The sequence below is a fragment of the Acinetobacter sp. A2 genome, from assembly GCF_048537555.1.
Taxonomy (GTDB): Bacteria; Pseudomonadota; Gammaproteobacteria; order Pseudomonadales; family Moraxellaceae; genus Acinetobacter.
Window position 1 is genome coordinate 1,764,634 of the sequence record NZ_CP183239.1, and the last position, 12,869, is coordinate 1,777,502.

The following is a 12,869-nucleotide window of genomic DNA, read 5'->3' on the forward strand; positions in this document are numbered from 1 at the left end:
TGATCCCCTCTATCCCTCTAAATACGTCTATTTTTTATAACTTACTGTTCTTGCATTGATGGTGGAAAATGAATATCTAAGTTTTCCACTGATAGTTTTCCTGAAATTAGTCTAGGCAATAAACTATCTCTCATCACCTCTAATTTCCTATTCTGAAGTTCTAAATTTAAAATAAGCTCATCTAACCTATTTAACTCTAAAAATAAACTCTCATGTTCTGAATTCGGAATTAATATCTCAATGGAATTTAAATGTTTCGCACCTAAATGCCCTACTGTTGCACCTAATATTGTCGATTGAAAAAAATGTATCGGTGCTTTAATAGCTTGCCTAATGTAAGCACTATGTATATTAAGTTTGGATTTAATGCGACAACTACGCTGAACTAAATAACTTTCTTCATCGAACCAACGATTCATATGAAAATCACCATCCATTCCAACCAAAAAATCGCCAGTTTGGATTAAATACTTATCATGTGGTACTTCATCCGTATAATCTGAAGATCTTGATATTGGGATATTACGAATACGGATAATTTTTTTACCAATACCTTCAGTATTAAATTTTGAGGAGTCGAAAGCATAGCCATAGGTAATATCAGCTAATTCTAATAAGTTTACATATGTCCAATCTTTCGGAACACCTTTTTCAAACTCTGTATTTTCCCAATTAGGAAAACGGAAACGCACAAACCATTCTTTATATAGCTCTTCAGCCATATTTTCTAAAATTTGGATACGTTTTTTATTGTTTTCAATGAGGTCATCGTATGTAGAAAGAATAGCTACTATTTTTCTTTGTACAGGTATTGAAGGACATGGGAATAAAATTCGACGAACAATATCTTGATTTAATGAGGCCATTGTTGCACCGAAAGCACACAAAGCATGCATCCAATCTTGATGAGGCTGTGTCTTAAAATAGTACGACAAAAATCTAGAATCTACCTCTTGAGTGTTTAAACGAAGTCTCAAGCAATCAGAACCTTGAACCCACCCAACCTGCTCATCTTGAATATATGAATGTCTCTCTACTGCCCCCTTTCGACCAAAAACAATATCACCTTTAAATAGAATATGATTTTTTAGTTGCTCAGCTTTAAAGTCAGTTATGTATTCTAAATTGTCAGCTCTAATGTCACCAAATCCAATATTTCTTACATTGATAACCGGTGTTCCAAACTCTACATATTCACTGGCTTTTAATTGAGTTCCGAAAGGACCTGTTTGTAATGATGCCTCTTTAGAATCAATTAAGCTTCCAATTGATATAAAATTAAAATTCACATCAATCTCCTAAAAGCATCGTTAGGTTATTATTAATTAAGTGGCTCAATTCAATGGATTCATTTGTTAAGCTAGTTAATTCAGATTTTAAATCTAGCATATACTCTTGAAATTCTTCTTCAGTTCGACCATCTTCTTCAATCACTACGCCAACATAACGCCCTGCATTTAAAGAGTAATCCTGCTCTTTTACTTCATCAGGCGTTGCCAACTTACAAAGCCCCGTCACATCTTCATATTCAGCATTTGGGAAACGTTCTTGTAACCATGAAATATGATTAAAGAAATACTCGGCTTCGCTGCGGTCAGTTTTAATATCCGCAAGCAAAGCTTTCACTTCTTTAATGTCCGCCGTTAAAGCATTTAAGTCTTTAAGCTTAGCTTCCTTCACTTTAAGCAAATCTTTATTGTCATTTTCCTTCGCTTCAGCAACTTCAACACGCGTCTGTTTAACTATCTCATTGTGTGCTTTTTCTTTTTCACGAATGGCTTTGTCTAAAACTTTGGCTTCATCAGCAATGGCTTTAAAGAACGGCGTAAAACTTGCTCTTAATCCCTTCTGCTTTTCATTCAGATTAGAAACTAAGCCTTTTGTAATTACTTTTGGAAATTCCTTTACGTAAGCATCAAAGCTTTCTTTTAAAGGCTTTAAGGCATGCCAATGCTGATTGAGTAGATCAACACTTTTAACAATCACTGCCTCATCTTTTAGCGCATCTTTGAGTTTTTTAAAGCTTGGCTCTACATGAGGAACAGTTGCCTCAAGTTTTGCCATACCTTGCCTAAAGTAATCATCCACTAAACTAATATATTCATGATTACGCCCCTTATGCAGCTTACTAATCATGGCAATGTTTAGTACCTGCTCATCTGTAAAGTCACGGTGCGCACGGTCAATCTGTCTAAAGATGTTTCGAGCATCAATAAACAAAATTTTGTCATCCTTTTTATTTTTATCAAAGAACCAGAGCGTTGCAGGTAGCGTTACCGTATAGAACATATTTGATGGTAGGGTCAACATGCCATAAATTAAGTTATTCTCAATCAGCGTTTGACGAACATCTGCTTCCGAATTACGGGCATCTGAAGCTGAGTTCGGCATAACCAAAGCAGCACGACCACTATTTGATAATTTAGCTTGCTGTGCATTCTTTAAAGAAGTCGCAAATAAATTAATCCAAAGATAGTTTGCATTTGGAACTGTTTCGATCTTGGCATTATCATCCGATTTTTTAGCTTTGGTCTTATTACGCGGCAAACCATAGGTATTAAAACGGGGATCTTTTTCAACCGTTGCAAGCGCGACATCATCCACATTAAATGGTGGGTTTGCCATGATATAGTCAAATTTTCCAAACCCATCAAATGGATTTTCTGCATAAGAATTTGCCTGCTGGATTTCACCTTTAAGGCCATTTACGAACAAGTTCATTTTGGCAAGCTTTACAGTATCAAGCGTTTTTTCTTGACCATACACAGAAAGGTGATTGTTATCTTCAGCTTCGCCTAACTTTTTACTGTGCTCTTTACGGCGTTGCATAAACTGCAAAGACTGCACAAACATACCGCCTGAACCACAAGCTGGATCGTAAACGGTACCATTATATGGCTCGATCATTTCAACCATTAGACGTACAACAGAAGTTGGTGTAAAGAATTCACCACCTTTCGAACCTTCAGAAAGTGCGAATTTACCTAAGAAATATTCGTAAATCTTACCAAATACATCGCCTGAAGCATCTGCAGGAATATTTGAAAAACCACGTACTAAGCCACGTAATGCATCTTGACTTTCTGGACGACGGTTGAAGGCTTGATAATATTCTTTAGGCAATATCCCCTTCAGATTAGACTTCGAATCATCTTGATGGTCTTCAATCGCCTGCATCGCTTCTTTAATTTTTTTGGCTAAGTCTTCAGTCTCAGGCAACTCTAATAAATATTTATAACGAGCATTATCGGGTAAGTAAAAACCCACCTTACTAATTGCTATAGATTTAATCATTTCCAGAGTTGGAGCTTGTGGGGCACCACTACGACCTGCTCCGATAGGTTGTTGTACCTCTTTTAGGATTTCCTCTTCTGCTGCGCTATATTTATTGTCTGCAAATTTTAAGAAAATGAGGCCAAGCACAGGAGTTGAATACTCATTAGGTTTCAAGTCTGTATTTGCACGTAAGCTATCTGCCGCTGACCAAAGTTGATCTTCCAACTGTTTTAATTCAGTGAGGTTCATAATTTTTCCGAATCAATCTATAAATTAATCTGCTCAATATTTTGAGCAATATTTTTGAAGTTATGCTTTTTGCAAAGATAAGATGAACTTCTCAATCATTTCTCTCTCTGAATCAGGCAAACCTTGAATGGATTTTGCAATAGGATCAGTACCTAAATCTGAATATTGATCTGTACGCCCTAAGAGATAATCACCAGACACATTCAGAACAACAATGAGCTTATAAAAATTTTCCAAAGACGGCTTTCGAGAGCCAGCTTCAATATGGGAAATTGAGGTCGATGGAATCCCTGTTTTTTCAGAAATATCCAGCTGTGTCATTTTCCTTTGGGTTCTTATTTCTTTGAGCCTTTTACAAAACAGCTCAGAATTCATCTTAATCAACATAAAACACCATAAATCGACAATATAAACTTGACTATTTAGACAAGTTTGCATATATATATTGACAGTATTTTATTGTCTATTTCGTCAAAAAGACATCTTCAGAAGAAATTAAAGGAGGAAATTTATATGAATAATATTGTATGTGCATGAGTACAAGATCTCGACAATCCTGTACTCATGCTTTTTCATCTCAAGACACTGAAATGAAAGAATGTAAAATTTCGACGTTTTACATTTGCATTCTTTCATAACAGACCATTGAAGTAAATTCACTTTAGGAGTCTATTATGAGCAACTCTCCAAGCCACCTTCCTGTTTCTATCCACCCAGCAATTCGAAATTTAAATGTACGTCAAATTTCTAAAATGATTGCAACGAGGATTATTGAAGCCACGGAGCTCCAAATTCAATTTAATAGTTATGATCCTAGACAAAATAATGGACAGCACGTCCCTCTAAAGATAACGTAACTTTAATCTTTGGAGATTCAAGAAATGGCTAAACGTTTTAGTCCCGAATTTAAACAGCAAGCGATTGATTATGCACTTTCAAACTCACACGAGTCTGTAGCTGCAATCGCCCAGAAATTAGGTGTGGGTTATTCAACATTAGATAAATGGATTCGTGAAACCAATCCGGCAGGTTCAAGCAAACGTCAACTTTCACCAGAACAACAGCGGATCGTGGAATTAGAGAAAGAAGTCAAACAGCTCAAGGAAGCCAATGACATCTTAAAAAAAGCGCATGTGTACTTTCTAACAGATCATGCCAAGAAAAGTACACGGTAATTCAAGATCTAGATATGAATGAAGTCACCGTATCTTCTGCCTGTAAATACCTAGGTGTCAGCACTTCAGGCTATTATGCCTGGCGAAAACGTCAAGCCAATACGGCACAGAAATATAATGACTTAAAAGCCGTATATTGGCAGCATCATGCACGATTGGGTGCACCTTCATTAGTACATGACATGCATGATTTAGGTTACAACATGAGCGAACGTACTATTGGAAGGATGCTAAAAAAGCTTGGTTTACGTAGCAGGATTGCACGTAAATACAAGCATACGACTGATTCAACCCATCGTTTGCCTACAGCACCCAACTTGTTGGATCGCCAATTTACAGTTACTCAGCCTAATAAAGTCTGGACAACAGACATTACCTATATCCGCACTAAAGAAGGTTGGTTGTATTTATGTGTGATGCTAGATTTATTTAGCCGTCGTATCGTGGGGTGGCAAACCAGCCATCGAATAGACCGCCAGTTGGTGTGTGATACGTTTAACTATGCAATGGCTCGTCAGGGTTATCCAACTGGTGTTATGGTTCATTCGGACCAAGGCTCACAGTACTGTAGTCGTGATTTTAGAGCGCTGTTACTGAAAAATGATTGTACTCAGAGTATGTCTAGACGTGGAAACTGTTGGGATAATGCAGTGACTGAAAGCTTCTTTCATACATTAAAAGGTCATGTGGTACATGGCAGTGTGTTTTCGACTCGAAAAGAAGCGAATGCTGTCTTGTTTGACTATATTGAAATTTATTACAATCGAGTCAGAAGACATTCTGCAAACGGCTGGTTAAGTCCAGAAGCCTTTGAACAGAAATATATTAAAAGTTTAGAGGGGCTGGTTGTCCACGATACTGTCTAGGATCATTATTTTTGTCATCAACTTAGTGTAGCTGATCACCTTAATACTTATCAGGCAGTTACTTACTTTATTGATAATCAGTTTTTTGAAAGATATGGTTTTAATAAATATGGACTCATCAACTTTCATGAAGTTTATGATGAGCTTTGGAGTGAATTTAGATACAAAGTGAACTATCCAACCTCTATTAGAGAAAGTTGATCAACATGAACAAATTGACTATAACCAAATGATTTGTAAGTCATTTCAAGTTATTCATCATATTGCTCAAACTTATTTATTTTGAGCAATATGAATATCAATATATTTCAATTACTTACCACCATATTGTCCAACTTAATCATATTGTTCAATGGATGAATTTGGGATTAAAAATTGCTGGGCTCGTCTAATCTATGAATTTTAGGCAATGACCAAAACCAACCTTTTTCGCCGTGAGGCCTGAATGGTTTAATATTCAATCTTTCTTGTGCGCGACGAATGGATGCTGAACTAAAACCCGCTTCCTTAGCTTGAGCTTGAACCTCTTTAGAAGACATTTTCTCAACAGTACTTAACAACTCAGTCAAAAACTCTTTTGCTGTATCAACTACAGAACCACTATCACCACCAATCAATTCTGCACTATTTAATAGCTCTTTAGCAGAGCCTTCAATAGTACCAAACCAAGTGGTTTTGGTTGTTTCAATATTTTCCGCAACCATCACAGACTCAAGCTGATAGCGTATACCACCATCAAGTGTTGAAATATTACTTTTTGCTCGTACCAAAATATAATCACTCTCAGTTTCTCTTCGAGCTGCACTCCAGGCCATGCGAGCCAATGCACTGAACGCTTGAGAACCCAAGATTCTATCTGCCGGATTATTGTTTACGCTACCTTTGGCAAAATGAGTGATCCCCAAAATTGCGAAACTATATTGATTAGCTAAATCAACCAAGGGTTGTAATGACCGTCTGACATCGTTGGCTTTATTCATATCTCCGCTTACAGCAGAAACAATAGGATCAATCATTAATAATTTGAGATCTGGATTTGTCTTAATATATTGCTCAATTTTAGGAAAATCTTTAGCCGGGTCAAATGGTTCTAACTTACCTTGCTGATTAGCACGCCCAGCAATAAAAGATACTCTGCTAATATCTGCACCATTGGCTAGTAGCCGAGGTTTTAATGTGTCTGCTGGATCATCCTCTGTTGAATAGATTAAAACTTTCCCAAAATTTTCACATTGACTACCATCTGGAAAAGATCCACCTCTTGTAATAGTTGCAATTAATGCAAGTGAAAGATTTGTTTTACCACAACCACCCGCACCAGCCAAAATTGTCATCTTGCCCAAGGGTAGCCATCCTGACCAAAGCCATTTAATTGAAGTAGCTTCAATATCCTGCATATTTACAATTTTAATATCATGTTTTAATGGATTGTTCATCTTATGAATCTACTAAGTCTCTGTAACTTATTCCAATTTTCCAAGCTTGAAAATTTTATCAAGCTTGGATAGTGGTATTAATTATTTAATCTCGCCAGCGAAACGCAAAATTTCATTACGATTCCAACGCAATAAACGACCATGTCGTTTTGGAACGACAGGACCATTTTCATAGATCGCCCATTTTCTGAGAGTTTGTGGTTGCATTCCTAAAAGCCGAGCAGCTTCAGCAGTTGTAAGTAACAGTTTTTCAGTCATTTTGATGCCTATTGATAACTTTTGATTTATCAAAACATCTTTTTTAGGGTACAAATACTGTATAGAAAAAATATTTTTCTTTACCCTAAAAATTCTCATAGGAGCAACTGTGGGGCGCCATCCTAGATCACGAATAGAATATGCAAAAACAATTACGTGGTATGACTACTGTTTTAATCAATTGAAATACTTTGAGGGAATTAAATCAGACTATGCTTTTACAAAATTTTTATACAAGGATACTGATAAGAATCAAGACAATAATTTATTTAAAAGATATAGATACGGTCTTTCCACTCCCCAAAATGAGTGGATGGATATTGTTGACTCAAAAGTTAATGGCTCATCAGGTATTTTAAATCATCAAATCTGGAATAACTTGAAAAATTGCCCACAAGATGAAGAATCTCTATTAATCCAATTGCAGCAATTACCCACTTTCATAACAGCCCCGGTGTTAGATAAAGAAAATTTTTCAATAAAAGAATTTGATGAAAAAGCTCTAGTACATGTTGCTCAATTTCAATCACTAGACAGCCTCTCTGCATTGTATTTACTTCATCGCTGGGGATATATCATTGGTAGCCACCGTTTGGTTAATGATTGTTATTCTGTAATTCTTAATAGTTTATGTGGTCTTTTAATAGTAAATGGCTGTCTAGATCGTTCCCATGTTCTTTTATTTGATGAACTTTTTGAACAAATCTTTGTAATAAAGGTTATAGGGTATAGTAGACCTAGCATAGGACAATTTAGTTGGAGAGAATCTCGAGAACGGTCCTGGGATAAAGATATAAAAAATTTATCGAAGAAAGAAGAAAACTTCTTGCTTACACACCCCGAAATCAGCCAATTTATAAATAGTCCCTAGCTTGAACTTGCGGCACTCAACAAATGAATCTTAACTAAAAATCGAACTTAAAATAAACTCTAGAAAATTTTTAGTTAAGTTGATTCATTTTGCTTACTATTTGCTTACTAATTTTAAAAAACAAAAAACCACTTACGATTAGTAAACGTAAGTGGTTGTTTTATATGGTGGGCCCACCCAGACTCGAACTGGGGACCAACGGATTATGAGTCCGCTGCTCTAACCGACTGAGCTATAGGCCCTAGATTGCTAAATTAGTTGTTTTTCAACAAGTTTAAGCGCAAAGAATACTAGCGAAGAATTTTCTAAAACACAAGCACTTTCAAAAATAGCTGTATAGATAGTCAGCAAATAGAAAAATTTAGAAGTGAATTCAATATATTCAACTAAATATTACACCTTCACCTTTCTAAACATCGTACGGTGTAACTTCAAACGCTTTTCTTTACGCAATTCTAAAAATAACTCAAACATTGACCAAAGCAAAACTAAAAGCAACACAATCAATGCAACAAGAAAAGTCGAAAAATAAGTCACTTTATAATCCTTCCATGGTCTATAGACAAGTGAAATGGTGAATAAAATCATCATCAATTACGACCAAAGTCTAATGCCTTATATATTAATTGAATAGTGCATTTTTGCTCAATTTAAGACTTAATTTCGCTCAATTCATATCTTTTTAATATTAAAATTAAAACACTTAGAGCAAAAACCAATAAAAGTTAAAGGCTATAAATATTCACATAGTCTGATATCAGGATATTTCACACAATATTTCTGTTGACTCTTATAGGAAACAAGCAGAAATTATGCATTTCCAAATTCATCTGCTGTTACATCTATGTTGAAAAAATTTTTAGGCGAATCTGCATTCAAACTTGCAGGCTGGCAATATCAGGTTAAACCCAACGTCCTCGAAAACAAACAGGTGATTGTTGGTTTTGAACACACCTCTACGATGGATGCTGTGCTCTCCCTCGCACTTTTTCAAATCTATGACATCAAAATTCATACTTTAATAAAAAAAGAACTATTTAAAGGGCCACTTAAACCCATTCTAGAAAAAATAGGCGGCATTCCAGTTGACCGTAAATCTAGTAAAGATATCGTGTCGCAAATGGTGGAATTGTTCGAGCAAAATGAGCATTTCAATCTGGTCATTGCCCCCGAAGCCACTCGCGCCAAAACTGGCGAAACACGTAAACCTATCCGTACAGGTTTTTGGCATATCGCCAAAGCGGCTCAAGTGCCTATTGTTTTAATGTATGCCAATTCACAAACTAAACAAGGCGGGATTTTTGGTAAAATCTATCCGACAGAACTAGATCACGATATGGCGCTCATCCAGCGTCTTTACAAAGAACATGTCGGTTTGGATATTGTCATTCCCGAGCCCAGAAACGCCCAAACAAACGCTTAAAAAACCTAAAGCCCTACTCTTTATCTAAAAAAAGGGCTTATGGTAGAATGGGCGCAATTTTGATAGGCATACGGCCAATCTGTAAGGAGCAATTTCGCATGGCGGGTCATTCCAAGTGGGCCAACATTAAGCATCGTAAAGCCAAACAAGATGCGAGTCGTGGTAAGTTGTTTACCAAATTTATTCGTGAATTAACAACAGCTGCAAAGCTTGGCGGTGCTGATGCTGCAAGCAACCCTCGTCTACGTGCAGTCGTAGAAAAAGCGCTGTCTGTAAACATGACACGTGACGTAATTAACCGTGCCATTCAACGTGGTGCTGGTGGTGAAGATAACGATGACTTAAAAGAAGTCACTTATGAAGGCTATGGCGTTGGTGGTGTTGCGGTTATCGTTGAAACCATGACTGATAACTTGAACCGTACTGTGCCAGATGTACGTCACTGTTTCTCTAAAACTGATGGTAACTTAGGGACCAATGGTTCAGTGGCGTTCTTGTTCACAAAACGTGGCGAAATTTCATTTGAAGATGCATCTTTAGAAGATCAAGTCATGGAAGTGGCTTTAGAAGCTGGTGCAGAAGATATTGAAGTGTCTGAAGATGGTATTTTGGTCATTACCACCCCAGAAGCGTTTGGTGAAGTTCAAGATGCATTAACTGCAGCAGGTTTAAAATCTGATAATGCTGAAGTGGTGATGAGCCCATCAACCAAAGCTGACATCACAGATATCGACCAAGCGAAAAAAATCATGAAAATGATTGATATGCTTGAAGATTTGGATGACGTTCAAAACGTATATACCAACGTAGAATTCTCTGATGAAGTGTTGGCTCAATTAGATGCTTAAGTATTAATATTGAACCATTTCATTGAAAAACGCACATATATGTGCGTTTTTTTATGCCTAAGTTTTACGTTAATTAAACTTTGTTTAATAAGCCATGACAGTTTAAAACATCATATTCTTTAATCACAAAACTGGAATGCAAGCCCGCAACATGCTCAATTTTACCAATTTTTTTTAATAAGATTTCACTGTAATTTTCCATATCTCGTGCCACAACTTCTACAATAAAATCTGCTGTCTGCCCTGTCACTAAAAATGCCCGAATCACTTCAGGAATACTTTCCAATTCATCTAAAAATTTAGCAAAAATGTCAGTATCGTGCTTACTTAAAGACACCTGCAACAACACATGTAAACTAAAGCCTAATTTCTGATAATTAATTTCACGCTTTAAACCTGAAATAATGTTTTGGTCAATCAGACTTTTAATACGACGATGTACCGAACTGACCGACATATTCACACGCTCAGAAAGTTCATTGAGGTTCACATCTTCATTGCTTAAAATTTCTAGAATATGCTTATCGAAACGATCTAGTTCCATTTTCTCAGGTACTCAAACTTATAAGATAAATATTTGTAATATTGATTAATTATACTTAAAAAATTTTCAAATTATTCACCATTATTGAAAATTTATATTCCCTATATAAACCAAATTCTGCATTCTTGAAAGTTCATCGTTTTAGCTCTACAATCGGATAAACGGAAGCCATCCCCAACACATTGTTTTTAAAAAAATTAAAGTAATAAAGCCTTAGCTAAGGTTTCATACACATAAAACTTCAAGCTGAATATAACCGTCTATCTTTTACAAGTGTATAGAAATATATTAAAACAGATGCGCTCGACTATAAGCATAATGCTGCACAACAAAAATCAATAAAAACACAAGGAATCGTCATGGCTTTTAAATCCTTAAGCTTGTTTAAAAATAAAATTAGTTCTGTTTTTACCGTAGAAACACAAACCAGCTCTTTATTTAATGGACTTCTAAGTGGTGGTTCTTTAACAAACACAATTTCTGGTTTTTTCAACAACCTCACTGGCACGACTACCACAGCGCCTACTCTTGATTCACTATTAAAAAGTTTACTTTCTGGCAGTAGTTTGGATAGCACTAGCCTAACTAATTTAATTAGCCAATTTTCAAGCTCAAATACAAATTTAGATCTCTCTAGCTTAATCAGTAAACTGACCCAATCGAATGGTGGTAGTTTTGATATTGCGTCTATCACCAATTTGCTGAGTGGATTGATGGGCGGCAATAGCAATGATTTAGATATTTCAAAAATCACCCAATTGGTCGGTGGTTTAATTGGCGGCAATACAGGCAGTTTAGATATTGCAAAAATCACCCAAGTTGTTGGCGGTTTAATCCAAGGCAATGGCGATATTGATATTGCGCAAATTGCTGAACTGGCTAGCGGTTTAATTGGCAGCAACATCGGCGGTGGTTTAGGCGGTGTGTATATCGGTGCAATTGCAGGCTTAGGCGGTGTAGATATCGGTGCTATTTCAGGCCTAGTTGGTGGTCTAATTCAAGGCAATGGCGATATTGATATTGCACAAATTGCTGAATTGGCAAGTGGCTTAATGGGTAATGCTGGCTTATTAGATTCAGGTTCAATGAACTTATTAGCAACAGACCTGATCAGCAACAGCTCAAGCTCAGCAGATATTGGTTCTATCATTCAGCTAATGAGTGGCCTAATCAACGGTTCAGGTGGTTTTGATATTGGTACAATTGCACAAGGCTTGACTGAAAACCTAATGCCATTACTTGCTTCAATTGATACCAGAAATTCAGATATTGATATGGCTCAACTGACTCAAGTCCTACCTATCGTTGTGGGTAGTGTAACCACACTCGTGTCAGCAGTTTCTTCTGCTGGTTCAGGTAATATCCCTGAAACAGTGGCTGATGTCCTCAAAGGTGTTAATCCGTTACTCAACATTTTAGCGAACAGCGATATTTTAGATACCGATCAAGCTGAAATTGTAAGTACGCTATATGACGTATTAAATGGCGTTCAAGTGGTATTGGACTTTGTAAATAATCCATCACTGCTCACCCTTTCAAGCGACCTAAACAATGTCATCAGCGCACTCGAACCGATTGTTGCACTCATTGACCCTGAAGGTCAGCTTGCCAATGGCTTTGACCTTGGAGGCTTGTTAAATAATCTAAATAGCAATCCTACAGATGGTTTCAGTTTGGATAGTTTAACTGATGGCTTTGATCAATTAATTTCTGGTGCTGACTTAAATCTTGGTGATTTGCTACAAGGTGCATCATCAAATACCAGCTCAGACATCAATCTTGATCAATTAATCCCTGCCCTAGGCGATGCACTAGGTGGCTTGACTGGCGGAACGTCAGATACTCAATTTGATTTGGCGACACTGCCAAACTTGGTACAAAATTTCGATCTCAACAATGCAAGTTCACTGTTCTAAATTCTAC

General features: G+C 36.6%; 12 protein-coding genes and 1 tRNA gene. 6 read left to right on the top strand and 7 right to left on the bottom strand.

Annotation, left to right across the window (positions count from 1 at the left end):
• Positions 1 to 41: 41 nt before the first annotated feature.
• The 3 genes from ACNS8M_RS08380 to ACNS8M_RS08390 all read right to left on the bottom strand — a co-directional run bounded on the left by ACNS8M_RS08380 (position 42) and on the right by ACNS8M_RS08390 (position 3,912).
• Positions 42 to 1,289 (bottom strand): restriction endonuclease subunit S, encoded by a 1,248-nt coding sequence (locus ACNS8M_RS08380; protein WP_419224715.1) that lies wholly within the window; start codon positions 1,287 to 1,289, stop codon positions 42 to 44.
• Position 1,290: 1 nt separating this feature from the next.
• Positions 1,291 to 3,501 carry a type I restriction-modification system subunit M gene (locus ACNS8M_RS08385; RefSeq protein ID WP_419224716.1) on the bottom strand — a complete coding sequence of 737 codons (2,211 nt, stop codon included), beginning with the start codon at positions 3,499 to 3,501 and terminating at the stop codon, positions 1,291 to 1,293.
• 84 nt (positions 3,502 to 3,585) lie between these two features.
• The gene (locus ACNS8M_RS08390; RefSeq protein WP_419224717.1) at positions 3,586 to 3,912 is read right to left on the bottom strand and encodes a helix-turn-helix domain-containing protein; all 327 of its coding nucleotides are present in this window, start codon (positions 3,910 to 3,912) and stop codon (positions 3,586 to 3,588) included.
• 287 nt (positions 3,913 to 4,199) lie between these two features.
• Here ACNS8M_RS08390 and ACNS8M_RS08395 point away from each other — a divergent pair, with 287 nt between their 5' ends.
• Both ACNS8M_RS08395 and ACNS8M_RS08400 read left to right on the top strand, forming a co-directional pair.
• Positions 4,200 to 4,382 (top strand): hypothetical protein, encoded by a 183-nt coding sequence (locus tag ACNS8M_RS08395; protein ID WP_419224718.1) that lies wholly within the window; start codon positions 4,200 to 4,202, stop codon positions 4,380 to 4,382.
• A gap of 24 nt (positions 4,383 to 4,406) precedes the next feature.
• Positions 4,407 to 5,566, top strand: a protein-coding gene (locus ACNS8M_RS08400) for an IS3 family transposase (RefSeq protein ID WP_087514482.1) whose coding sequence is annotated in 2 segments (ribosomal slippage) — positions 4,407 to 4,641 and positions 4,641 to 5,566 — 1,161 coding nt in all. Because the reading frame shifts where the segments join, the coding sequence is not laid out codon by codon here.
• 368 nt (positions 5,567 to 5,934) lie between these two features.
• Here ACNS8M_RS08400 and ACNS8M_RS08405 read toward each other — a convergent pair.
• Positions 5,935 to 7,002 (bottom strand): AAA family ATPase, encoded by a 1,068-nt coding sequence (locus ACNS8M_RS08405; protein WP_419224719.1) that lies wholly within the window; start codon positions 7,000 to 7,002, stop codon positions 5,935 to 5,937.
• Positions 7,003 to 7,083: 81 nt separating this feature from the next.
• On the bottom strand, positions 7,084 to 7,260 hold the full coding sequence (locus tag ACNS8M_RS08410; RefSeq protein WP_419224720.1) for a helix-turn-helix domain-containing protein: 177 nt from the start codon (positions 7,258 to 7,260) through the stop codon (positions 7,084 to 7,086).
• Between the two features lie 109 nt (positions 7,261 to 7,369).
• Here ACNS8M_RS08410 and ACNS8M_RS08415 point away from each other — a divergent pair, with 109 nt between their 5' ends.
• Entirely contained in the window at positions 7,370 to 8,131 is a 762-nt protein-coding gene (locus ACNS8M_RS08415) for a hypothetical protein (protein ID WP_419224721.1), read from the top strand.
• Between the two features lie 165 nt (positions 8,132 to 8,296).
• Here ACNS8M_RS08415 and ACNS8M_RS08420 read toward each other — a convergent pair.
• A tRNA-Ile gene (locus ACNS8M_RS08420) sits at positions 8,297 to 8,373 on the bottom strand.
• Between the two features lie 602 nt (positions 8,374 to 8,975).
• Between ACNS8M_RS08420 and ACNS8M_RS08425 the strand changes: the two genes are divergently transcribed.
• On the top strand, positions 8,976 to 9,554 hold the full coding sequence (locus ACNS8M_RS08425) for a 1-acyl-sn-glycerol-3-phosphate acyltransferase (RefSeq protein ID WP_419224722.1): 579 nt from the start codon (positions 8,976 to 8,978) through the stop codon (positions 9,552 to 9,554).
• Positions 9,555 to 9,652: 98 nt separating this feature from the next.
• A complete protein-coding gene (locus ACNS8M_RS08430) occupies positions 9,653 to 10,402 on the top strand; it encodes a YebC/PmpR family DNA-binding transcriptional regulator (protein ID WP_168418613.1) in 750 nt (249 codons plus the stop codon).
• A gap of 73 nt (positions 10,403 to 10,475) precedes the next feature.
• Here the strand turns inward: ACNS8M_RS08430 and ACNS8M_RS08435 are convergent, their stop codons facing one another.
• Positions 10,476 to 10,946 carry an Lrp/AsnC family transcriptional regulator gene (locus ACNS8M_RS08435; RefSeq protein ID WP_168418614.1) on the bottom strand — a complete coding sequence of 157 codons (471 nt, stop codon included), beginning with the start codon at positions 10,944 to 10,946 and terminating at the stop codon, positions 10,476 to 10,478.
• Between the two features lie 359 nt (positions 10,947 to 11,305).
• On the opposite strand from ACNS8M_RS08435, the gene ACNS8M_RS08440 reads away from it, so the two are divergent.
• Positions 11,306 to 12,862 carry a hypothetical protein gene (locus ACNS8M_RS08440; protein WP_419224723.1) on the top strand — a complete coding sequence of 519 codons (1,557 nt, stop codon included), beginning with the start codon at positions 11,306 to 11,308 and terminating at the stop codon, positions 12,860 to 12,862.
• The last annotated feature ends 7 nt before the right edge of the window (positions 12,863 to 12,869 follow it).